Source organism: Geodermatophilus sp. SYSU D01106, from assembly GCF_054049995.1.
Genome location: NZ_JBJGYM010000036.1, coordinates 1 through 22,726, shown reverse-complemented (window position 1 = coordinate 22,726; position 22,726 = coordinate 1). Strand labels below are relative to the sequence as shown.

Annotated in this window: 19 protein-coding genes and 1 pseudogene; 9 read left to right on the top strand and 11 right to left on the bottom strand. The window is 75.9% G+C overall.

Translation table 11 applies throughout. The annotated features are described in order from the left end of the window. Positions 1 to 113: 113 nt before the first annotated feature. Positions 114 to 1,895 carry a proteasome ATPase gene (arc, locus tag ACI78R_RS22620; RefSeq protein ID WP_336026492.1) on the bottom strand — a complete coding sequence of 594 codons (1,782 nt, stop codon included), beginning with the start codon at positions 1,893 to 1,895 and terminating at the stop codon, positions 114 to 116. A gap of 109 nt (positions 1,896 to 2,004) precedes the next feature. Continuing rightward, on the bottom strand, positions 2,005 to 2,940 hold the full coding sequence (locus ACI78R_RS22615; protein WP_457042367.1) for a tRNA (adenine-N1)-methyltransferase: 936 nt from the start codon (positions 2,938 to 2,940) through the stop codon (positions 2,005 to 2,007). Between the two features lie 86 nt (positions 2,941 to 3,026). Here ACI78R_RS22615 and ACI78R_RS22610 point away from each other — a divergent pair, with 86 nt between their 5' ends. Continuing rightward, positions 3,027 to 3,983, top strand: a complete 957-nt coding sequence (locus tag ACI78R_RS22610) for a RecB family exonuclease (protein WP_457042366.1) — start codon at positions 3,027 to 3,029, stop codon at positions 3,981 to 3,983. A gap of 183 nt (positions 3,984 to 4,166) precedes the next feature. Here the strand turns inward: ACI78R_RS22610 and ACI78R_RS22605 are convergent, their stop codons facing one another. From ACI78R_RS22605 to ACI78R_RS22595, 3 genes and pseudogenes are all read right to left on the bottom strand, one after another. After that, positions 4,167 to 4,376, bottom strand: a complete 210-nt coding sequence (locus ACI78R_RS22605) for a hypothetical protein (protein WP_457042368.1) — start codon at positions 4,374 to 4,376, stop codon at positions 4,167 to 4,169. Beyond that, positions 4,304 to 4,950 (bottom strand): annotated as a pseudogene (locus tag ACI78R_RS22600) (isocitrate lyase/phosphoenolpyruvate mutase family protein). The gene ACI78R_RS22605 and the pseudogene ACI78R_RS22600 overlap by 73 nt, the downstream one beginning before the upstream one ends. Further along, positions 4,947 to 5,567, bottom strand: a complete 621-nt coding sequence (locus ACI78R_RS22595; protein WP_457042365.1) for a hypothetical protein — start codon at positions 5,565 to 5,567, stop codon at positions 4,947 to 4,949. Before ACI78R_RS22595 ends, ACI78R_RS22600 begins: the two are co-directional and overlap by 4 nt. A gap of 64 nt (positions 5,568 to 5,631) precedes the next feature. On the opposite strand from ACI78R_RS22595, the gene ACI78R_RS22590 reads away from it, so the two are divergent. Further along, entirely contained in the window at positions 5,632 to 6,315 is a 684-nt protein-coding gene (locus tag ACI78R_RS22590; RefSeq protein ID WP_457042364.1) for an ArsR/SmtB family transcription factor, read from the top strand. Positions 6,316 to 6,393: 78 nt separating this feature from the next. Then, positions 6,394 to 7,569, top strand: a complete 1,176-nt coding sequence (locus ACI78R_RS22585) for an amidohydrolase family protein (RefSeq protein ID WP_457042363.1) — start codon at positions 6,394 to 6,396, stop codon at positions 7,567 to 7,569. Between the two features lie 4 nt (positions 7,570 to 7,573). On the opposite strand, the gene ACI78R_RS22580 is transcribed toward ACI78R_RS22585, so the two are convergent. The 6 genes from ACI78R_RS22580 to ACI78R_RS22555 form a co-directional block, all read right to left on the bottom strand. After that, the gene (locus ACI78R_RS22580; protein ID WP_457042362.1) at positions 7,574 to 8,266 is read right to left on the bottom strand and encodes an HAD family hydrolase; all 693 of its coding nucleotides are present in this window, start codon (positions 8,264 to 8,266) and stop codon (positions 7,574 to 7,576) included. A 17-nt stretch (positions 8,267 to 8,283) separates the two neighbouring features. Beyond that, on the bottom strand, positions 8,284 to 9,306 hold the full coding sequence (locus ACI78R_RS22575; protein ID WP_457042361.1) for a tyrosine-type recombinase/integrase: 1,023 nt from the start codon (positions 9,304 to 9,306) through the stop codon (positions 8,284 to 8,286). Between the two features lie 261 nt (positions 9,307 to 9,567). Beyond that, positions 9,568 to 11,589, bottom strand: coding sequence for an AarF/UbiB family protein (locus tag ACI78R_RS22570; protein WP_457042360.1), 2,022 nt, complete (start codon positions 11,587 to 11,589; stop codon positions 9,568 to 9,570). An 86-nt stretch (positions 11,590 to 11,675) separates the two neighbouring features. Next, positions 11,676 to 14,870, bottom strand: coding sequence for an ATP-binding protein (locus ACI78R_RS22565; protein WP_457042359.1), 3,195 nt, complete (start codon positions 14,868 to 14,870; stop codon positions 11,676 to 11,678). 88 nt (positions 14,871 to 14,958) lie between these two features. Next, on the bottom strand, positions 14,959 to 15,765 hold the full coding sequence (locus ACI78R_RS22560; protein WP_457042358.1) for a S8 family serine peptidase: 807 nt from the start codon (positions 15,763 to 15,765) through the stop codon (positions 14,959 to 14,961). Next, a complete protein-coding gene (locus tag ACI78R_RS22555; protein WP_457042357.1) occupies positions 15,743 to 16,330 on the bottom strand; it encodes a GAF domain-containing protein in 588 nt (195 codons plus the stop codon). Before ACI78R_RS22555 ends, ACI78R_RS22560 begins: the two co-directional genes overlap by 23 nt. Before the next feature lie 117 nt (positions 16,331 to 16,447). On the opposite strand from ACI78R_RS22555, the gene ACI78R_RS22550 reads away from it, so the two are divergent. The 6 genes from ACI78R_RS22550 to ACI78R_RS22525 all read left to right on the top strand — a co-directional run bounded on the left by ACI78R_RS22550 (position 16,448) and on the right by ACI78R_RS22525 (position 22,576). Continuing rightward, on the top strand, positions 16,448 to 16,867 hold the full coding sequence (locus ACI78R_RS22550) for a hypothetical protein (RefSeq protein WP_457042356.1): 420 nt from the start codon (positions 16,448 to 16,450) through the stop codon (positions 16,865 to 16,867). Continuing rightward, a complete protein-coding gene (locus ACI78R_RS22545; RefSeq protein ID WP_457042355.1) occupies positions 16,864 to 18,255 on the top strand; it encodes a TldD/PmbA family protein in 1,392 nt (463 codons plus the stop codon). Before ACI78R_RS22550 ends, ACI78R_RS22545 begins: the two co-directional genes overlap by 4 nt. Continuing rightward, positions 18,252 to 19,574, top strand: coding sequence for a TldD/PmbA family protein (locus tag ACI78R_RS22540; protein WP_457042354.1), 1,323 nt, complete (start codon positions 18,252 to 18,254; stop codon positions 19,572 to 19,574). Before ACI78R_RS22545 ends, ACI78R_RS22540 begins: the two co-directional genes overlap by 4 nt. Positions 19,575 to 19,604: 30 nt before the next feature. Then, positions 19,605 to 20,279: a Crp/Fnr family transcriptional regulator gene (locus ACI78R_RS22535; protein ID WP_457042353.1), complete on the top strand. Its 675-nt coding sequence runs from the start codon at positions 19,605 to 19,607 to the stop codon at positions 20,277 to 20,279. Between the two features lie 9 nt (positions 20,280 to 20,288). Further along, a complete protein-coding gene (locus tag ACI78R_RS22530) occupies positions 20,289 to 21,977 on the top strand; it encodes an MFS transporter (RefSeq protein ID WP_457042352.1) in 1,689 nt (562 codons plus the stop codon). 104 nt (positions 21,978 to 22,081) lie between these two features. Further along, positions 22,082 to 22,576 carry a hypothetical protein gene (locus tag ACI78R_RS22525; RefSeq protein WP_457042351.1) on the top strand — a complete coding sequence of 165 codons (495 nt, stop codon included), beginning with the start codon at positions 22,082 to 22,084 and terminating at the stop codon, positions 22,574 to 22,576. Positions 22,577 to 22,726 lie beyond the last annotated feature (150 nt).

Sequence of the window (22,726 nt, the reverse complement as noted above, 5' to 3'; positions counted from 1 at the left end):
CCCCCCCCCCCCCCCCCCCGCCCCCCCCCCGCCCCCCCCCCCCCCCCCCCCCCCCCCCCCCCCCCCCCCCCCCCCCCCCCCCCCCCCCCCCCCCCCCCCCCCCCGGGGCCGGCTCAGAGGTACTGGCCGGTGTTGGTGGCGGTGTCGATGGCGCGGCCGGAGTCGCTGCCCTTGCCGCTGATGAGCGTGCGGATGTAGACGATCCGCTCGCCCTTCTTGCCCGAGATCCGCGCCCAGTCGTCGGGGTTGGTCGTGTTGGGCAGGTCCTCGTTCTCCTTGAACTCGTCGACGCAGGCCTGCATGAGGTGGCCGACCCGCAGACCGCTGGACCCGAAGTCCAGGCTGTCCTTGATGGCCATCTTCTTGGCGCGGTCGACGATGTTCTGCAGCATCGCCCCGGAGTTGAAGTCCTTGAAGTACAGGACCTCCTTGTCACCGTTGGCGTAGGTCACCTCGAGGAAGCGGTTCTCCTCGCTCTCGGTGTACATCCGCTCGACGGTGCGCTGGATCATCCCCTGGATGGTGGCCTCGCGGCTGCCGCCGTTCTCGGCGAGGTCGTCGGGGTGGATCGGCAGCGAGGGCCGCAGGTACTTGCTGAAGATGTCGCGCGCGGCTTCGGCGTCCGGGCGCTCGATCTTGATCTTCACGTCGAGCCGGCCGGGCCGCAGGATCGCCGGGTCGATCATGTCCTCGCGGTTGGAGGCGCCGATGACGATGACGTTCTCCAGCCCCTCGACGCCGTCGATCTCGCTGAGCAGCTGCGGGACGATCGTCGACTCGACGTCGGAGCTCACGCCGGACCCGCGGGTGCGGAAGATCGAGTCCATCTCGTCGAAGAAGACGATGACCGGCGTGCCCTCGCTCGCCTTCTCGCGGGCGCGCTGGAACACCAGCCGGATGTGCCGCTCGGTCTCGCCGACGTACTTGTTGAGCAGCTCGGGGCCCTTGATGTTGAGGAAGTAGGACTTGGCCTGCCCCTCCCCCTTCACCGCGGACACCTTCTTGGCCAGCGAGTTGGCGACCGCCTTGGCGATGAGCGTCTTGCCGCAGCCGGGCGGGCCGTAGAGCAGGATGCCCTTGGGCGGGCGCAGCTCGTACTCGCGGAACAGGTCGGCGTGCAGGAACGGCAGCTCCACGGCGTCGCGGATCTGCTCGATCTGCCGGGAGAGGCCGCCGATGTCGGAGTAGTCGATGTCGGGGACCTCCTCGAGGACGAGCTCCTCGACCTCGCTCTTGGGGATCCGCTCGTACACGTAGCCCGACCGCGACTCCAGCAGCAGCGAGTCGCCGACCCGCAGCGGCTGCCCGGTGAGGGAGTCGGCCAGGTAGACGACCCGCTCCTCGTCGGTGTGGCCGATGACCAGCGCGCGCTGGGTGACGCCGTCGACGGGCTCGAGCAGCTCCTTGAGCATGACGACGTCGCCCTGCTTCTCGTAGCCGAGCGCCTCGACGACGTTCATCGCCTCGTTGAGCATGACCTCCTGGCCGGGGCGCAGGCCGTCGAGCTCGACGGCCGGCGACACCGACACCCGCAGCTTCCGCCCGCCGGTGAAGACGTCGACGCTGCCGTCGTCGTGCCGGCCGAGGAAGACGCCGTAGCCCGACGGCGGCTGGCCGAGCCGGTCGATCTCCTCCTTGAGCGTGACCAGCTGCTCGCGGGCGTCGCGCAGGGTGCCGGCCAGCTTGTCGTTGCGGTCGGAGAGGAAGGCCGCGCGGCCCTCCGCCTCGGCGATCCGCTCCTCCAGCGCACGCACCTGTCGCGGGCTCTCGGACACCTTGCGGCGCAGCAGGCCGATCTCCTCCTCGAGGTAGGAGATCTGGGCGAGCAGGGCGGAGACGTCACGCTCGCGCCGCGCTCGGAACTCGTCGGGACCATTGCCAAGGCCGGGGCCCATCGCGCACCTCCGCACACATCAGGGGGAGCCAGGACGCAAATCTATACACGCCTGCCGACGTCCTGCCCGTGGCTCGCGGAGGGCCTCCGGGTGGTGTAGGGACCGGCGCTCAGCCCTTCTGCGCGCGGCGCTGGCGGATGGGCGCGACGACGCCCTCGGCGAGCCGGCGGGCGGTCACCAGGAACGCCGTGTGGGCCACCATCCGGTGCTCCGGGCGCACGGCGAGGCCCACCGCGTGCCACGGGCGGACCAGCGACTCCCAGGCGTAGGGCTCGGTCCAGCAGCCCTGCGCGCGCAGCGCCTCGACGTAGGTGGACAGCTGGGTGACGGTGGCGACGTAGCCGACCAGCACGCCGCCCGGGCGCAGCGCGGCGGCCACGGTGGGCAGCACCGCCCAGGGCTCGAGCATGTCCAGGACGACGCGGTCGACGACCTCCTCGGCGGGGTGGTCGGCGAGGTCGCCCAGCCGCAGGTCCCAGTTGGCGGGCACCCCGCCGAAGAAGGCGCCGACGTTGCCGCGGGCGACGTCGGCGAAGTCCTCGCGCCGCTCGTAGCTGGTGACCCGGCCGGACGCGCCGACGGCGCGCAGCAGCGAGCAGGTGAGCGCGCCGGAGCCGGCGCCGGCCTCCAGCACCCGCATGCCGGGGCCGACGTCGCCGCTGCCGACGATCTGGGCGGCGTCCTTGGGGTAGATGACCTGCGCGCCGCGCGGCATCGAGAGGACGAAGTCGGCGAGCAGCGGGCGCAGCGCCAGGTAGCCGGTGTTGGCGGTGGAGTGCACGACCGAGCCCTCGGGCGCACCGATGAGGTCGTCGTGGGCGATGGCGCCGCGGTGGGTGTGGAACTGCTTGCCGGGCTCGAGGACGACGGTGTGCAGCCGGCCCTTGGGGTCGGTGAGCTGCACCCGGTCGCCGACGGCGAACGCGCCCGGGACCGGGGTCCGCTCCACCGGCGCCGGCTGCTCCTCCCCCGCGGCCGACGGCTCGGCGGCGGGTGCCGGGGCGGCGCTCTCGGCGGTCTGGCTGGGCTCGGGCTGCTCGGTCACGGGCGGCCAGCCTAGGCGAGCGCCGCGGGCGCCCGTCCCGGCGCGGGGACGCGGGACTGTCGGTGGGGCGACCTAGCCTCGATGCCATGACGGCCGTGTTCTCCCCCGACACCGCGCCCGGCGCCCCGTCCGGCACCCCGTCCGGCACCCCGTCCGACGGCGCCGAGCACGCTCCCGAGGCGGCGCGGGCGCCGCGCCGCCCGTCGCTGTCGCCCAGCCGCGCGGCCGACTTCAAGACCTGCCCGCTGCTCTACCGCTTCCGCACCATCGACCGGCTGCCGGAGAAGAAGAGCGCGGCGGCGGTGCGCGGCACGCTCGTGCACGCCGTCCTCGAGCGGCTCTACGACCTGCCGCAGGCCGAGCGCACCGTCGAGGCCGCGCGCGGGCTGGTGGGTCCGGCGTGGGAGGAGCTGCAGGCCGATCCGGAGGTGGCCGCGCTCTTCGCCCCGGGTGAGGACGGCGCCGAGCCGCCGTCGCTGGAGTCCTGGCTCGCCTCGGCCGGGGAGCTGGTGGAGACCTACTTCCGACTGGAGGACCCGACCCGCATCCAGCCCGAGGGCCGCGAGCAGCTGGTCGAGGTGACGCTGCCCGACGGGCTGCTGCTGCGCGGGTACGTCGACCGGCTCGACGTCGCCCGCAACGGCGCGCTGCGGGTGGTCGACTACAAGACCGGCTCGATGCCGCGCGAGGCGTTCGAGTCCAAGGCGCTGTTCCAGATGAAGTTCTACGCGCTGGTGCTGTGGCGCACCCGCGGCGTGGTCGCCAGCCAGCTCAAGCTCATCTACCTCGGCGACGGCGACGCGCTCACCTACGCCCCCGAGGAGGCCGAGCTGCTGCGCTTCGAGCGGACGCTGCTGGCCATCTGGGCGGCGATCGAGCGGGCGGTGGCCACCGGCGACTTCCGGCCCAACCGCACCCGACTGTGCGGCTGGTGCGACCACCAGGCGCTGTGCCCCTCCTTCGGCGGCACTCCCCCGCCGTTCCCGGCCGAGGCCGCGGCCGCCGCGGGCTGGAGCACGCTGCCGGTCGTCGAGCGCGACTGACGCGCGCCGGCACGGTCCGCGCGCTCCCCGTCCGGGTCCGCGTCCGGAGCCGATCGCGAGCGCTCGTCCCGTCCCCGGCCGCGATCATGGAGCTGCGGTGGCGACACGCCGGGCGGCGTCGGGATGTCGCCACGCGGGCTCCATGATCGCGGGGGCACCGCCACCGGAGCGCTGCCCGGGGGCTCAGGCGCCGAGGGCGCCGGTGCGGGCGTCCACCTCGGCGTACGGCGTGGCCGGCGGGGCGGGCCCGCCGTCGCGCAGGCGCCGGGCCACCGCGACGGCGGCGTCGAGCGCCGCGCGGACCAGCAGCGAGCCGGTGCTCACCCGGCGCGCCCCCAGCTCGGCCAGCCGGGGCAGCGGGTGGTCGGGCCCGGCGAGCACGTTGAGCGGCACGGCAGCTCCGCGGCGAGGACGGCGATCTCGGCCGCGGTGAGCCGGCCGGGCACGAAGATCCCGTCGGCGCCCGCGGCCACGTAGCGCCGCGCCCGCGCCAGCGTGGTCGCCAGGTCGGCGCGCTCCCCAGCCAGTACGTGTCCACCCGGGCGTTGACGAACAGCCCGGGCGCCGCGGCCGCGACGGCGGCGACCCTGTCCGCGTGCCGCCCCGGATCGGCCAGGCCCCCGCCGGTCGAGTCCTCCAGGTTCACCCCGGCGGCGGGCAGCGCGGCGGCGAGGGCGGCCACATCCGCCGGGTCGTCGGAGTACCCGTCCTCGAGGTCGACGGTGACCGGGACCGGCAGCCCGGCCAGCCGCCCGGCGAGCCCCGCGGTCGCGGCGCGGGCCGCCCGTGTGGCGTCGGGGAGCCCGGCGGCGGCCGCGACCCCGAGGCTCGTCGTGCCGACCGCGGGGTGCCCGTCAGCCACGAGCGCCAGCGCCGAGGCGACGTCCCACGCGTTGGGCAGCAGCAGCGGCGCCGGGCCGGCGTGCAGGGCGCGGAACGCGGCGCGGCCGTGCGGGTCGGCGGTCACGCGAGCACCGCCGGCCACGCCTCCGGGCTGCCCTCCCGCCACGCCGCCGACCACGCCTCGGCCAGCGCCCGGCCCGGGCAGGCGTGCGGGCCCCGGCCGAACGGCGCGTCGGTCAGGTCAACCTCCACCTCGGTGCCGTCCGGCGCGACCCGCCGGGTGGTCGGCACGGGCGGTCCCGCCCGCCCCTCCCGCCGCTGCCGGGCCAGCGCGGAGAGGCCGGCGTACGCCTGCACGAGCAGGCACAGCCGGGCCGCCGTGGCATCGCTGCGCCCGCCGCAGGCCGCCACGAGCCGCTCCAGCGCGGCGTCGGCCCCGGCGGACTGCGGCGCGTGCGGCTGGTAGGCGGCCGCCACCCGGGCCACGTCACCCGCCCGCTCGGCCGGCAGGCCGAGCCCGCCGATCAGTACCACCGCCGGATCGGCGGCTGAGTTGGGGATAACGGTCGTAGCGGTGAGGAGGTCGTCGAGCACCGCCCGGCGGCGGGCGTGCTCCGGCCCGTCGCAGAAGCGCGGCACCCGCGAGCGCAGCCAGGCCAGCCCGGACGCAGCGGGCGGCGCGGCCGGGACGCGGTAGCGGGGGTCCTCGAGGACGGCGGAGGTCACCACAGGGGTCAGCACGGGGCGAGCCTGGCCGCGCCGGTGTTCGGCGGGGACCGAACCGTCGGTGCGCCAGGATGGCCGCGTGCCGGTGTCCGCCGCCTCCCTCGCCCGCTTCGCCGGGCTGCTCGCCGACCGCAGCCGGGCGGCGATGTGCCTGGCGCTGCTCGACGGCCGGGCCTGGACGGCGGGCGAGCTGGCCCGGCACGCCGGCGTCGCCCGCTCCACCGCCAGCGAGCACCTCACCCTCCTCGTGGGCGCGGGCGTGCTCACCGAGCGGCGCCAGGGGCGGGCCCGCTACGTCGAGCTGGCCGGGCCGGAGGTGGCCGCTGCCCTGGAGGACCTCGGGGCGCTGGCCGGCGAGCGCGAGCGCCCGACGTCGCTGCGGACCGTCCGGGCCGACGCCCGCCTGGCCGAGGCGCGCACCTGCTACGACCACCTCGCCGGCCGCCTCGGCGTCGCGGTCCTCGGGTCGCTGGCCGCCCGGGGGCTGCTGGACACCACCGCCGGCCTGGCGGTGACCCCGGCCGGGCGTCGCTGGTTCGCCGAGGTCTGCGGCGCGGCGCCGTCGGGGAGCCGCCCGCCCGTGCGGGCCTGCCTCGACTGGACCGAGCGGCGTCCGCACCTCGGCGGCGCCCTCGGCGCGGCGCTGCTGCGCACGGCCCTCGAGGAGCGGTGGGTCATGCCGGTGCCGGGCCTCCCCCGCGCGCTGGCCGTGACGCCGGAGGGCGCGCTCGCGCTGACCGGCCCGGCCGCCGTCGCGGGATGAGCGAGACGCGCCGGGTCCCGTCGACGGCGGCGCTTCCCCCGCCCTAGCGTCGGCCGCCTCCTCCCGGAGGGAGCCGCCATGCGGGGCTACCGGGCCGACCGCGCCTTCGACGGCGAGCGCGTGCTGCGCGACGGCGCGCTGGTGCTGGTCGAGGACGGCCGCATCGTGGCCGTGCAGCCCGCGTCGGCGGCCGCGCCCGACGGCGTGCCGGTCACCGCGCTGCCCGGGACGACGCTGGTGCCCGGCCTGGTCGACACCCACGTGCACCTGTGCGGCGACAGCGGCCCGCGCGCGCTCGACCGGCTGCCGGAGCTCTCCCCGGCCGAGGTGGACGCCACCGTGGCCGACTCCCTGCGGCAGCACCTCGCCGCCGGGGTGACGGCGGTGCGCGACCTGGGCGACGTCGGCTGGGCGGTGGTGGAGCGGGCGCCGGAGGACGGGCCGACCGTGGTGGCCTCGGGGCCGCCGCTCACCTCGCACGGCGGGCACTGCGCCGGCATGGGCGGGCAGGTGCGCGGCACCGGGCCGCTGCGGGACGCGGTGCGCGAGCGGGCCGCGCGGGGCGCCGGCGTGGTCAAGGTGATGGCCAGCGGCGGGGCGATGACGCCGGGCACCGACATGGCAGCCTGCCAGTTCACCACCGCAGAGGTGCGCGCCGTCGTCGACGAGGCGCACCGGCTGGGCCTGCCGGTGACCGCCCACGCGCACGCCCTGCCCGCCGTCCGGCAGGTGCTCGCCGCCGGCGTCGACGGCATCGAGCACTGCACCTGCCTGACGGCGACCGGCTGGGGCGCCCCACCGGGGCTGGCCGGGCAGCTGGCCCGGGCGGGCGTCGTCGTCGGCCCGACGCTCGGGCTGGCCGAGGGCGCCGTGCCGCCGCCCCGGGTGCAAGCGCTGATCGACCGGCTGGGCCTCACCGAGGAAGCGCGGGCGGCCGAGGCGGCGCGGCTGCACGCGGCCGGCGTCCGGCTGGTCAGCGGGGTCGACTCCGGCATCGCGCCGGGCAAGCCGCACGGGATCGTGGCGCGGGCGGTCGCCTCGCTGGCCGCCGCCGGGGTGCCGGCCGCCGACGCGCTGGCGACGGCGACCGCCGGCGCCGCCCGCGCCTGCGGGCTCGGGCACCGCACCGGGCGGCTCGCGCCGGGCCTGGACGCCGACCTGCTGCTCGTCGACGGCGACCCCACCCGCGACGTCGCGGCGCTGGCGCGCGTGCGGCTGGTGGTCTCGCGCGGCCGGGAGCCGGTCCCGGCCTGAGCGGTCAGCGGCGGGCGGCGTCCCGGTCGAGCACGAGGCGCTCGAGGTCGGCGAGCCCGACGCCGGCGAGGGTGTCGCGCAGGACCAGGCCGTCGGCCGGGGCCAGGGGCTGCAGCGAGGGGACGCCCAGCACGGCGGCGCCGGCGGCGAGCCCCGCGGCCACCCCGGCGGCGGAGTCCTCGACGACGACGCACGCGGCCGGGTCGACGCCGAGCGCCGCGGTGGCCTGCAGGTAGGGCGCCGGGTCGGGCTTGCGGGCGGGCACCTCGTCGCCGCAGACGGTGAGGTCGAAGGGCGGCACGTCGAGGTCGGCGGAGATCCGGGTGAGGACCAGGTCGGCCAGCGCCCGCGGCGTCGTCGTCACCAGCGCGGTGGGCAGCGCGGCGGCGCGGACCTCGGTGAGCAGCTGGCGGGCGCCGGGCCGCCAGGGCACGTCCTCGGCGAGCAGCCCCGCGACGGTCGCCTCGACCTCGGCGGCGTCGGTCTCCCACACGTGCTCGCGGTCGACGCCGAGGTCGGCGTAGAGGATGCCCAGCGCGGTGCGCATGCTGGTGCCCACGGTGGCCTCGCGGGCGGCGGGGCTCAGCTCCCCGCCCAGGCGGCGGGCGAGGCCGAACAGCGCCGCCCCCCAGTGCTGCTCGGTCTCCACGAGCGTGCCGTCCATGTCGAACAGGACTGCAGCAAGGCTATTCGGCATATGACCTGCGGTTTTCCCTACGGGCTCGGCTCCCGGGTACACAACGGGTACACATCAGGATTGATCGTGGACAGGATGTCGGCCATCGCCGCGCGCGTCGCGAGCTCGTCGTCGGGCTTCAGATAGGCGTACACGCGGTAGGTGATCTCCGGTCCCGAGTGTCCCAGCCAGCGCGACACGGCGACCACGGAGACCCCCCGTGACACGAGGCTCGCACCGAAGTAGTGCCGCAGGGAGTGCGGCGAGACGGTGAGCCGGACGGTCCGCTCGATGTCGTCGAAGAGGTGGCCGGCCACCGACTTGGTGAGCGCTCCTCCAGTACGACTGGAGAACACGAGGCCGTCGGTGCGTGGGTGCTGGCGGATCTGCTCGGCCAGCGCTTGCAGGACGACGTCGTCGGCGGGGACGTCCCGCCGGGAGGAGCTCGTCTTGAGCTGCCCCAGTTCACCTCCGGGGCGGCGCTGCTGGCGGATGCGCACCGTGCGACGCAGGAAGTCGACGTCCTCCACCCGCAGCCCGCAGGCCTCGCTGATCCTCAGCCCCAGCCCGACGAGCGCGAGCACCAGCGGCCGGTAGTGGTCCGGTGTCGCGGCGAGGACCGCGGCGACGTCCTCGTCGGTCAGGTGCACGTCGCGCCGGCGCGGCGCCGCCGGTGCCCTGACGGCCTTCGCGGGGTTGGAGGCGAGCAGTCCGTCGGCGACGGCGGCGTCGAGGACCTGCCGGACCTGCCGCAGCACCTGCCCGACAGTGCCCGGCGCGAGGGTCTGCGACCACCGTCCGACGGCCGCGGCCACGTGACTCGGCCGGAGAGAGCCGACTGGATGCCGTCCCAGTGCCGGCAGGACGTGGCGGACGAGCCGCGATCGCTTGACCAGCCGCGTGGTGTCCGCAGCCAGAAGCGGGGCGTGCGCCGCCCAGTGCTCCTCGGCGAACTCCGCGAAGGTCAACGCAGCACGCCTAGCGTCGATGTAGCTGCCGGTGAGCTTCGACGCCTCCACGGTGGCGAGATGGCGCTCGGCGTCGACCTTCCGGTCGAACACCTTCACCACCTGTGTGCCGGACGGGTCACGGAAGCGGGCGTACCAGCGCACCCTGCCGTTGCGACTACGCCGCTCGAGGCTCGCCACTGTTCCTCCCGGGCATTAGGGATCCCGTCACCATCCCAACCGAGGGCGGACACCTCCGGTGCGGCTCGAGAGGTTCTCCGGTCGGGTATCGGTCGGACGGTGGCACGACAATGGGGGCGTTGTCCGAGGTCGCCGAGCTGCTGGGCGACGGCGACCCCGCGTACAGCGGGGACGTCACCCGCGTGCGCGGCCTTCCAGCGCTCGGGCATGCAGGACCAGCCGGTGCAGCCGCAGGGTGCCGCTCTCGGCCAGGCCGATGAGGGTGTCGAGGTGGCGCCGGACGAGCACGATCGTCTCGGCGCGGACCACCCGGCGCAGCGAGGGCAGTTGGCGGTTGACGTTGTCCCGCCAGAACTCGTACGTCGGCAGCAGGTCGCGCGAGTGGTCGAGGACCTGCTCGACGGTGAACCAGCGGTCCGCGGCGGCGACCATCTGCGGCAGCGTGCTGAAGCCCGTGAAGGGGAGCAGGTCGCTCAGCCGCTCGAACTCCGGTCTGCGGGCTTCGTCGCGGACGAGGTCCCCTGGCACGCTGAGGGTCTGCACCAGCAGCCGGCCGCCGGGCTCCAGGTGGTCGTGCGCCCAGCCGAAGAACCGCGCGAGCCTCAGGTCGAGCAGCCCGACCCGGCTCTCGTGCAGCGTGCCCAGGTGGGTGTCCATCTCGACAGCCGCCATAGTCTGGAACCGTGGCTGCCGGTGGCCCAGGTGCCGGTCGGCGTCCTGCCAGCTGGTGAGCAGCACGTCGAGACCGCGCTCCTGGCACACGTCGTGCTCGGCCGGGCTGATCGTCACGCCGACCGCCCGGGCGCCACGGGCGGCCGCGGCGGCCACGAGCTGCCCGCGACCGCAGCCGACGTCCAGGAACGACGTCCCGTCGGCCACCCCCAGGGTGTCGAGCACGAACCTGTCCCGTTCGGCCCAGGCCGCGCGGGCGTCCCGGCCGTCGCCGAACATCGCGGCGGAGTAGGTGGCCACTCCCTGGAACACGAGCTCGTCGGCCTGCGGCGGAACCGCGACGTACTCGGCCTGCTCGACGCGCTTGCGCCGGGCGTTCTCGAGGGTGTCGTAGCCCGGGTCTAGCGAGAACAAATAGCCCTCGACCGTGGCCAGGGTCAGGAACAGCCGGCTGTGCTCGGGACGTAGCTGCAGGTCGTGCCAACCGAGCACGCCGAGCAGCTCGACGAACATCGGCCCGAAGGCCGGCCGGCCGGAACTCTCCACCCAGTGCCGACGGACCAGCCGCGCGACCTCATCGGTGACGTCCTCGGGCACCTGGCCGCCGTTCCGGACGGTGGTGAGATGCCGCACGACGTAGGCCGCGGCGAAGTCCTCGAAGCCGTCCAGCAGGGCCGAGTAGAACGCCCACAGGTGCTGGCGCTGCTCCTTGTCGATGCGGTGCACCAGCCCCACGTCGACGAGCACCACGCGCGCCTCGTCGTCCCAGAAGAAGTTGCCCGGGTGCAGGTCGGCATGGCACAGGCCCTTGACGAAGATCATGTCGTCGACGAGCTCGTCGAAGCGGCGGGCCAGCTGGACGGGCGTGAGCGGGAGGTGCGCCACGTCGTAGGGGTCGACGCCCTCGACGAAGTCGGTGACCAGCACGTCGGCGGTACTCAGCGCGTCGACGACTGCGGGCAGCCGCACAGTCTCGTCGCCGGCGAACTCCCGGCTGAACCGCCGGTAGTTGCGCGCCTCCTCCCGCAGGTCGGTCTGGGACTGCAGGAGGTCAGCGAGCTCGGCGACGATGCCCTCGACGTTGAGCACCCGGGCCCGGCGGCTGATCCGCTGGGCGACACGGGCCGCGCCCAGGAGCGGTGTCAGGTTCGCCGCGATCCGCTCACCGGCACCGGGGCGGAGCACCTTCACGGCCACATCGCGGCCGTCGGCCAGCCGGGTGCGGTGGACCTGCGCCACCGAGCCCGCAGCCACCGGGACCGGTGCGATGCCCGCCGCCTCGGCGCCGAGTGCCCGCTCCAGGACCGGAGCGACGGTCGCCCACGGCTCCGGCGGCAGAGCGTCACGGAGCCCGGCGAGCGCGCTGGTCCACTCGGGCGGCAGTGCGTCCACCCGGGTGCTGAGGACCTGGCCGAGCTTGACGTAGGCGGGCCCGAGCGCGACGAGGAGGTCACGGGCCGCGGTGGGCAGGCTGTCCCGGTCCACGAGCCGCGACCGCACCAGGGCGGCCAGGTGCCGTGCCACGACCAGCGGAGGTCGGGCGGTGCGACCGGAGCGGGCCGGCCGGTGGACGGCCTGGCGCCCGGCCGCCGGAGCCGGCGCGCGCATCCTCAGACCCTCGCCGGGCCGCGGTCGGAGACGACGTCGAGCAGCGTCCGGGCGTGCGCCGCGACGGCGGTGGCGCCCTTGCGCTCGTAGAGCGCCAGGGCGGTGCGGGCGGCCTCAAGCGCCTGCTCGGCCCGGCCCGCGGCGTGCAGTGCCTGCGCGTGTTCCGACCACGCGTCGCCCCGGAGCAGGACCATGTCCGTGCCCTCGGCGCGGTCGACGGCGGACCGGGTCAGCTCCACCGCCTCGTGATGACGGCCTTCGGCGGTGAGCACGCGACCGCGCGCAGCCCGCCACTGCAGCTGCGCACCGACGTCGTGGTCGTCGGTCGCCTGCTCGCTGATCGCGGCGAAGCGAGCGGCCTCGTGGTGCAGCCCCTGCACCGACAGCGCCTGCGCGAGCACCGCGGCGCAGTTGCACATGTACGAGGTCTCCCCCATCGCCCGGAGCACCTCGAAGCCCTCCCGGGCGTACGACTCGGCTGCGAGCGGATCCCCGTCGATGAGCTCGCGGATGGCGAACTCCACCGCGGCCTGCGCGGCATCCAGCGGCAGCCCGAGGTCGGCCAGGACGGAGGAGCTCTCCTCGGCCAGTCGGCGGGCCAGGTCCATCTCCCCCCGCAGCGCGTGCAAGCTGCCCAGCGTCTTGACCAGCGAGGCCCGGACCCGGCGGTCGTCCCCGGCCTCGGCGAGCAGGCCGGTGCAGCGGTCGATCGCCTCGTCCACGGGCGTCGGGCCGATGAGGGCGTAGAAGCCGAGCTGCCCCAGGGCGTGGCCGACATCTCGCAGGTCGCCGGTGGCCCGGGCCGTGGTCAGGGCCCGTCGCGTCAGCCGCTCGGCCTCCAGCACCTGCCCGCGCTCCCAGTGGAGCCGGGCCAGGAGGTTCAGCCCGCGCACGAGGTCGCGGGGTCCGCCGGACACCTCCAGCGCCGCCACCGCGCCGGGCAACTCGGCCACCACCTCGTCGAGCCCGGCCTCGCGGATCAGGAACTGGATCTCCAGCCGCGCCAGCCGCAGCGCCGGCGTCGCCTGCTCGAGCCCGGCGGGAGTCCGTGCGAGGAGGTCGCGCGCCTCGCGCAGCCGGCCGGCGTCGACCAGCGCGGCCATGAGGTCGGCGACGACCCCGGCGCGCGCGTCGGCCGGCGCGATCGCCGCGGCGCGCTCCAGCAGGGCGACCGCCGCGGGGACGTCAGACAGGGCGAGCGCCCGCCGGCCGGCGGCCGCCAGGTGCCGGGTCGCGCGTCCGGCCAGCGCCGCGACGTGCTCGTCAGCGACGCCCAGGCCGCTGAGCTGGCGGTAGGCCTGTTCGAGGTGGTGCCCGAGGATCTCCTCGAACTGGGCCAGCCGTCCCCCCGACGCGGCCTCGAGCCAGCCTGCCAGCCGCTCGTGCAGCTCCGCCCGCTCGCGCCGCGGCATCGCGTCGTAGGCGGCGTCCCGGATGAGCAGGTGCCGGAACCGGAAGCCGTCGTCGCCGAAGAAGCCGGACCGGTCGGGCCGGATGAGTTCCTTGCGGACCAGCGCCATCAGCGAGGCGGCGACCCCCGGCCGAAGGTCGGAGGAGGACAGCTCGGCGACGGCGGTCCGGTAGAAGGTCTTGCCGACGACGCTGGCCCGCTCGATGACGGCCCGCTCCTGCTCGGCGAGCCGGTCCAGCCGCGCGGCCAGCAGCGCGGAGATGGTCGGCGGGATGGGGGTGGCGTCGAGGTCCGCGGTGGCGACCCAGCGCTCGCCGTCGCGCACCAGCAGGCCGTCGTCGACGAGCATCGCGACGAGTTCCTCGACGAACAACGGGTTGCCCTCGGCTGCGGCGGCGATCCGGCCGCGGACGGCGTCGCCGTCCCCGATCTGGCCGAGCAGGTTGGCCACCAGCTCCGCCGACTCCACCGGACTGAGCGCCTCGAGCAGGATCGACGTCGCGTTCATCTTCCCGCCGGCCCAGCCCGGGCGGGCGTCGAGCAGCTCGGGCCGAGCGATGCACAGCAGCAGGATGGGCGCGTCGCGGCTCCAGTCGGCGACGTGTTCGACGAGGTCGAGCAGCGTGGGCTGGGCCCAGTGCAGGTCGTCCACGACGACCACGAGGGGCCGCTCGGCCGCCAGCGTCTCGAGCAGCTTGCGGACGGCCCAGGGCACCTCGTCGGTCCGGCTGGCCACCTCGTCACCGCCCACCAGCGCCGCCACCCGATCGGCGACGAGCGCGCCGTGCTCCTCGGCGACCATGACCTCCGCCAGCCGGGCCCGGACGACGTCGGCGCCGTCGGCCTCCTCGGCTCCCACGGCCTCGCGGACGATCTCCCCGACCGGCCAGAAGGTGATGCCCTCGCCGTAGTCCAGGCACCGCCCCCGCAGGACGGTGGCCTGCTCCGCCATATCGGTGAGGAAGTCGTGCACCAGGCGCGACTTCCCGACTCCCGCCGGGCCCAGGACGGTGAACAGGTGGCAGCCGTTCTCCGCCACCGAGCGCTCGAGGGCCTGGTCGAGCAGCCGCCGTTCGCGCGCCCGGCCCACCATGGGGGTGTCCACGCGGCGGGCCCGGCCCAGTACCCGCGGGATCACCGACACCAGGCGATGGGCGACGATCGCGTCGTCCTTGCCCTTGAGTTCCAGGCCGTCGACCCGCTCCGCGACGACCGCGTCGCGCACCAGCGTCCAGGTGACCGGGCCGAGCAGGATCTCGTCCCGCCCGGCCACCTGCTCGAGCCGGGCTGCGACGTTGACGGCGTCGCCGGTGACCAGCGTCTGCCCGCCGGCCGGATCGCCGGCGATGACCTGGCCGGTGTTCACGCCCATCCGCAGGTGCAGTTCGACACCCCAGGTCCGCGACAGCGTGGTGGCGTTGAGCTCGGCTACGCCGGCGCGGAGTTCCGCAGCCGCCCGGGTGGCCCGGAGAGCGTCGTCCTCGTGCAGGGTGGGGACGCCGAAGACGCCCATGACCGCGTCGCCGATGAACTTCTCCACCGTGCCGCCGTGCCGCTCGAGCACCGCACGCGCGACGTCGAAGTAGCGGCTCATCACCTGCCGCAGCGACTCGGGGTCGAGCCGGGCACCCAGCCGCGTGGAGTCCACGACGTCGCAGAACAGGACGGTGACCGTCTTGCGGACCTCGCGCTGGGGAGCCGCCTGCTCCGCAACGGGCGTGCCGCAGACGCCGCAGAAGCGGAACTTGGGAGGAACGTCCTCGCCACACGCCCCGCACGTCGGCATGGGGGCACCATAGGGCCGGAGGTCGCCGATCGCGCCCGTCGACGGACCTGCCGGTTCCGATCGGGCGACCCGGCCCCGTCCCGGGGAGTCAGCGCACGGCGTTGTCGGCCAGTGCGTGCAGCACCGCCTTCACCTGGAAGGGGGTCAGGCCGGGGTGGGCGCCGAGGACGCGGGCGGCGTGCCCGGCGATCACGGGCGCGGCGAAGCTGTTGCCCGTCGCCGTGATCGCTCCGTGGTCCAGCCACGCGACGTCGACGTCGACCCCGGCCGCTCCGAACTCGACCGGCGGGTCGGGGTTGAACGACCAGCCGGGGCCGGGCTGCGGGCGTGCGGCGACCGAGCACACCGACGAGTAGAGGGACGGGTAGCTCTCCGCCGGGCTGTTGTTCACCGCCGAGACGAGCAGCACGCGGCGGAAGTAGGCCAGGTCGGCCAGGTCGTGGAAGAGGCCGTGGTGCTCGCGCCGCGAGCTGCTCAGGCTGAGGTTGACCACGTGCATGCCGTTCTCGATGGCCCACCGGAGGCCCGCGGCGAAGACCAGACCCTTGCCGGTCAGCTTCCGGCCGAGCACGCGCACGCTGTAGATCTCGCACTCCGGCGCCAGCGCGCGGATCACCCCGGCGCACGCCGTGCCGTGGCCGAACAGGTCCTCGTGCGGGCCCTGCTCGACGCGGACGGCATCGGGAGCCTCCGGGTCGTACTCCAGCGCGACGCCACCCGCGATCCCGCCGACCCGCGGGTGGGAGCCGTCCACGCCGCTGTCGATCACGGCCACCTTCACGCCGCGGCCGCTGCCGTCGCCCTGCGCCCACTCCCGGGTGATCGGCAGGCCCAGGGGCCGCACCGGGCCCAGCCGCGCGGAGGCGAACGGCTCAGACCAGGCCGGCAGGTCCACCCGACCGCCCCAGGTAGCCGTGCAGCGCCAGCAGCAGGTCGCCGGCCGCCCGCTCCTCGTCCGGGCCTCGGCGGAGGAGCTCTGCCAGCAGCACCCGCGGGTCGGGCCGGTCCGTCGCGGGAGTGGCGGCGGTGGCGGCCACGGCGAGCGCCGCGTGCGCGGCCAGCGCGGCGAGCAACTCGAGGGAACCGTCGCCGAGGCCGCTGTCGGGGTCGAGCACCTCGACCACGCCCAGCGGCTCCCCGCCGGCGGTCAGCGGCGCGGCCAGGATCACCTGCGGCACGTAGCCGGTGGACTCGGCCACGTCCACCGCGAAACGCGGATCGGCCCGCACGTCGGAGACGACGATCGGCTGCCCGGAGGACACCACCCAGCCGGCGATGCCGCGGCTGACCGGGAGGCGCAGGCCGAGGACCTCCTCCGCTCCGGCACCGCTCGCGGCGCGGAAGCGTAGGTGCTCGTCGTCGTCCTCGAGGACCGCCAGCGAACAGGCGGCGGCGCCGAAGGTGCGGCGCCCGAGGTCGGTCAGCGACGTGAGCAACGTCGGCGGGTCTTGCGCGCCCACGGCGCCTCCCTGCAGTGTCCGCAACCCGACGGGCTCGGTGTCGCCGGGACGACAGCACGGCCCACTGCGCCGCCCCGAGAGTGGGTTCATACCGCACCGACGACCACGGAGGACCCTATGAGCGAGCACCAGCACCCCGCCGACGACGAGCTCACGGGCCACATGCCCTTCCGACGCGGCGCCGACGCCGAGGCGGACGAGACCCTCGTCGACGACGTGGCCGGTCACATGCCGTATCGCCGCACGGCGGACGGCGAGGCCGACGAGGCCGAGGACGTGGCCGGTCACATGCCGTATCGCCGCACGGCCGACGCGGAGACCGAGGAGACCGAGGACGTGCGCGGCCACATGCCCTATCGCCGCTCCGCCGACGCGGAAGCCGACGAGACCGAGGACGTGCGCGGCCACATGCCCTACCGCCGCTCCGCCGACGCGGAGGCCGACGAGCCGGACGAGGTCACCGGCCACGGCCGGCGCATGCCGGACGACGGCATCGACGACGACGGGTGGCCCGCCGAGGGCCCCTCGCCGCGGTGACCGCCCGGGTCCCGCCGGTCGAGCTCGACGACGTCGCCGCGGCGCTGACCGAGGCGCTCCGGCGCGGCGGGGCCTGGAGCGAGGTGTTCACCGAACAGCGGACGACGGCCACCTCGCGGCTGCGCGACGGCGTCCTGGAGCTGCGGTCCGACCGGGACCTGGGCGCCGCCGTCCGGGTGGGCGGCGCGGGGCCGCGGGGTTCGGCATCCACCACCGTGCTGGACCGGCCCGCTCTCCTCGCCGCCGCCCGCGCGGCAGCGACCGTGCGGGACAGCCGCGGCCCCCGGGCAACCGTCGTCCGCCCGGTCGCCCCGGTACCCCGCCCGGACCTCCGGGACGGGCCGGTCGACGTCACGGCGCACACCGACCTGCTGGACCGCTGCGCCGAGGCGGCCCGCGCGGCCGGCGCGGGCATCCGATCCGTGACTGCGACGCTCGTGGCGGTCCGGCAGCACGTGCTCGTGGCCACGAGCGAGGGACGGCTGGCCGCCGACACCCGGGTCCGCACCCGGCTCACCTGCCGCGTGGTGGCCCGGCGCGCGGGGCGGACGGCGACCGGCTTCGACGGCCCGGGGTGGTCGGGCGGGCTCGAGGTGTTCGCCACGGTGACCCCCGAGTCGGTCGGGGCGGCCGCCGGCGGACGAGCCCTTCGCGGGCTGGACGCCGGACCGGCGCCGTCGGGACCGGTGCCGGTGGTCCTGGGGCCGGGCGGCGGGGGCCTGCTCGTCCACGAGGCGTGCGGTCACGGGCTGGAGGCCGACGGGGTGGCACGGGGCACCTCCGTCTACTCCCGCACCGAAGGCCGGCGCCTCGCGACGGCGCAGGTGACCGTCGTCGACGACCCGACCCTGCCGGGGGGCTTCGGCTCCTACCGGGTCGACGACGAGGGCACCCCCGCCGTCCCGACCGTCCTCGTCGACGGCGGCGTCCAGGCGGCTGCACTGACCGACCGGACCGCAGCCGAGCACCTCGGCCGGCCCGGCACCCCCAACGGGCGCCGGGAGTCCGCCGCCACTCCCCCGCTGTGCCGGATGAGCAACACGTTCATCCGTCCCGGGACCGATGACCCGGCCGCCGTCCTGGCCGACCTGCGCTCCGGCGTCTACGTGACCCGCCTGGCCGGCGGCGAGGTGGACATCGCCACCGGCGAGTTCGCCTTCACGGCGAGCGAGGCGTACCTGGTGGAGGACGGCGAGCTGACCCGGCCGCTCGCCGACGTCACCCTGCTGGGCACCGGCCCGGCCGCGCTGGCGGGCATCACCGCCGTCGGCGACGACCTCGCCCTCACTCCCGCGCTCTGTGGCAGCGACGGACAGTGGGCGCCCGTCTCCTACGGGAGCCCGACCCTGCGCATCGACGGTCTCGTCGTCACGGGGAGGGCCTCGTGAGGGATCCCGAACGCTGCGCCGACACGCTGCTCGCCCGCTGCTCCGGAGCGGAACAGGCGGAGGTCTACGGACTCCACCGGGTGGTCACGCGGGTCGAGGCGGGCACCGGCGGAGAGCTCCGCCAGGTCAGCCGGGCAGAGACGCTGGGGCTCGGCCTGCGGCTGGTCGTCACGGGCGAGGCGGGGCCGCGCGCGGGCTATGCCTCCACGACTGATCTGGGGGACGACGGCCTGGCGGCGGTGCTGGCCGCCGCCCGGGCGGCCGCGGCCGCCGCAGCACCAGACGACGGGGATCGGCTGCCGGCCCCGCAACCTGTGCCGTCCGCCGCGGTCCCGGGCCTGCCTTTCGGAGCGGACGCGCAGGACGGCGTGGCCGTCGCTGTCGAACTGGCCCGCCGTGCCGGCGCCCTCGACCGCCGGGTGTCCACCGTCGATCTCGCCTCGTGGCGGGAGGAGCTCGCGGAGGTCACCGTCGTCTCCACCCGCGGGGTCCGCGTCCGGCACGGGAGGCGGTCGGTCGAGACGGAGGTCGCCGTGGTCGGGGAGGACGAGCACGGCACGGCCACCGGCTACGCCGGTCGCCGCCACGGCGGAGCCGCCATGGAATCGGACGTCGAGGCGCTCGCCATCCAGGCTGTCGCGGGCGCCACCGCGTTGCTGGGGCCCCGGCACGAGCTGCCGGCCGGGCTGCCGGTGCTCTTGGCCCCGGAGGCCTCCGCCGCCCTGGTGGGCGCCCTCGGCCGCGCGCTGACCGGGCCCGCCCTCGCCGGCGCCGGGCCCTTCCGCGGCGCCCCTGGATCGGTTCTCGCCTCCCCCGCGGTCACCCTGGTGGACGATGCGCTCTCCCGACTGGCGCCAGCCGCCGGTCCCGTCGACGACGAGGGCGTCCCGCGCCGGGTCACCACACTGCTGGACCGTGGACAGCTGGCCGGTGCCTTGCAGTCGACGGGGACGGCGGAGCCCGGGACGCCGTCGACCGGCAGCGCGCTGCGGAGTAGCCACCGCTCGCTGCCGGTGGTCGGCCCGACCCTCCTCCGGCTGGTCCCCACCGCCGAGCCGACGGTCGGCGACGCGGTCGTCGTGCGGCAGCTGTCCGGCGAGGGCGCCGGCGTCCGGCCGGTGACCGGCCGGATCGACGTCGGCGCCGTGGCCCACCTGCTTCGGGACGGCCGACCGGCCGGACGGCTACCCGTCCTGCCCCTGGCGACCACGCTGGGTGAACTGTGGGGCGCAGTGGTCGCCGTCGCAGGGGACGGGATCGCACTCCCCGCTTCCCCTGTGCTGGCTCCGACCGTCATGCTCCGCCCGGGCCTGCTCTGAAGCGGTCCGGGTCGACGCACGGGGGCGTGGATGGACGACGACGGGCGGGCGCGCGTGCTCGGGCGCTGTGCGCTCTTCGCCGGGGTGCCCGAGGAGGACCTCCGCCGGCTGGCCGCGGCCTCGTCGCTGCGGCGGTTCCGACGGGGTCAGTTCGTCGTCCACGAGGGCGATCCCGGGGACTCCCTGCTCGTGGTGGCCGAGGGCAGCCTCAAGGCCGTCACCTCCTCCCCGCACGGTGAGGAGCTGTTGCTCGCCGTCGTGGAGGTGGGTGAGGCCGTCGGCGAGCTGACGATCGCGGACGGCGGCCAGCGCTCGGCAACGATCGCGGCCCTCACCGACGCGGCGGTCGTGCGCGTCCCGCGGGAGGCGGTGCTCAGCGCCGCCGAGCGCTCGCCGGCGTTGATGCGCGCCCTCCTCGCCGCGCTGGCGAGGACCGTCCGGCGGCTCACCGGCGACGCCGCGGACCTCGTCTTCCTCGACACCCCGCGGCGCGTGGCCAAGCTGCTGCTGTCGCTGGCCCCGGCCGCAGGCCCCCCGGTGGTGCGCACCCCGCTGACGCAGACCGAGCTCGCCGAGCGCGTCGGCGCCACCCGGCAGACGGTCAACGCGGCCCTGCAGGGCTTGCAGAAGCGCGGCTGGATCTCCGTCGAGCACCGCGACGTCACGCTGCGGGACGTCGCGGCCCTGCGCCGCTTCGTGGGCTGAGAGCCGGCCGTGAGCATCGGCCCGGGGCGACACCGGGCGGCGAGCCCCACCCGGTCGGTCCTGCGCCGCCGGGACTTCCGGATGTACCTGCTGTCGTTCACCGCGTCGCGACTGGGCGACTTCCTCTACCTCGTCGCCCTCGTCGCGTACGTGTTCGCCGAGACCAGGTCGGCGGGCTGGGTCGCCGCCGCGACGTTGAGCCGGTTCCTGCCGTACACGTTCCTGTCCCCGCTGGCCGGCGTCGTCGCCGACCGGTACGAGCGGCACCGCGTCATGGCGCTCAGCGACCTGGTGCAGCTCGCGGCCATGGTCGGGCTGACGGTCGTCGCCGCGGTGTCGGGGCCGGTCCTGCTCGTCGTCGTGCTCTCGGCGGGGTCGGCGTCGGCGGCCACGCTGTACCAGGCCTCGGCCAGCGCGCTGGTGACCGCGCTCGTACCCGAGGACGAGCTGGCGGCGGCCAACTCGCTGGTCAGCACGGTGAGCGAGGTCGCGTTCGTCGCCGGGCCGGCGGCCGGTGGACTCCTGCTGCTGCTCGGCGACCCGGCGATCGCGTTCGGCATCAACGCGGCCACGTTCGCCGTCTCCGCCGTCCTGCTGCTGGCGATCCGCGCACGGTCCGCGCACCCCGCCCGCGGGGACGACGGGACCGGGCCGGGGGCGCTGGCCGAGCTCCGCGAGGGAGCGACGGCGCTGTTCGGCGACCGGCTCGTCCTGGTGCTGACCGTGTGCCTGGTCGCCGGCTCGGCCGTGTACGGGGTCGAGCTGGTGGTGCTCGTCCTGGTGAGCGAGGAGCTCCTCGGCACCGGCACCGGCGGCCTGGGGTGGCTGCTGGCCGCGTCCGGGGTGGGCGGGGTGCTGGGCGCGACGCTGAGCGCCCGGTTGGCCCGGTCGGGCCGGCCGCGGGCGGTGATCGGCGTGCTGGTCCTGCTGACCGGCCTGCCGCTGGCGACGCTGGCGCTGCTCCGGGCGCCCGCCCTGGCCTACGCCGTGCTGGTCGTCGAGGGGATCGCGATCGTCGCGCTCGACGTGCTGGTGGAGACGGCGATGCAGCGCAGCGTGCGCGGTGACGTGCTGGGGCGGGTGTCGGGGCTGGTGCTGTCGCTGACCGCCGTCGGCACCGCGGCCGGGACGTTCCTGGCGCCCGCGCTGGTCTCCTGGCTGGGGCTGCCCGGTGCCCTGGCGGTCGGCGGGCTCGTGCCCGTGGTGGTCGCCGCCGCGTCGCTGCTGTTCGTCGCCGACCTCGACGCGGCGGCCGAGCGCGGCCGGCGTGCGCTGGCGCCGCGGGTGGCGGTGCTCGAGCGGCTGCGGCTGCTCGACGGCGCCGGCCGGCCGGCGCTGGAGCGGCTGTCCGCGGCCGCCGAGGAGGTGCGGCTGCCGGCCGGGACGGTCCTGCTCCGCCAGGGCGATCCCGCCGACGACCTGTACGTGCTGGTCGAGGGCTTGCTGGTGGTCGATCACGACGACGGGACCGGCCCGCGCCGGGTCAACGAGATGGCCGCGCCCGACTACCTCGGCGAGATCGGCCTCGTCGAGCGAGTGCCGCGGACGGCGACCGTCACCGCCGAGAGCGAGGCGGTGCTGTGGCGGGTCCCCGGCGCGCTGTTCCTCGACGCCGTCAGCGGCGGGCCGGCGCTCAGCCCTGCGCTCGCCACCGGCATCAGCACCCGACTGGCCCGCACGCCGCTGCGGGCCGGGTGAGGTGTCGTGCGGCCGACACCCGCCCGGTCGCCGGGCCGACAGACCGCCGCCCGCTCCGGGCCGACGCTGACCGCACCGAGGAACACCGACCCGAGGAGATCGCGATGACCGAGCAGCAGCCCCTCCCCACTGACCCCGACGACGTCGAGGGCCATGGCGTCCGCATCAAGTTCGCCGACGCCGAGCGCGACGAGACCGACGACCCCGAGGGTCACGGCCGCTTCAGTCCGCGCGCGGATGCCGAGCGCGACGACACAGACGACACGGAGGGGCACGGCATCCGCGTCAAGTTCGCCGACGCCGAGCGCGACGAGACCGACGACACCGAGGGCCACGGCTTCCGCGTCAAGATCGCCGACGCCGAGCGCGACGAGACCGACGACACCGAAGGCCACGCCATCAAGGCCCGCGGTGCCGACTCCGAGCGCGACGAGACCGACGACGTCGAGGGCCACGCCTACAAGTCCGGCCGGACCGCGCCCTCCGTGACCGGCGGGCTCCGGCCGACCCACCCGAAGGCTGACGACGACGAGGACGACGTCGCCGGGCACCTCAGCGGCGCCCTCGGCTCGAAGAAGCGCACCGACTCCGACGCCTGATCCACCCGTGGGGGGGGGGCCCGCCCCGGCCCCCCCCCCCCCCCCCTCCGCCGCGGTCGGCGTGACGCCGCTGGCGCCGTTCGCCATGGCGATGACGGTGTCGTTGGTGGACAGGCAGCCGTCGGAGTCGACCCGCTCGAAGCTGACGCC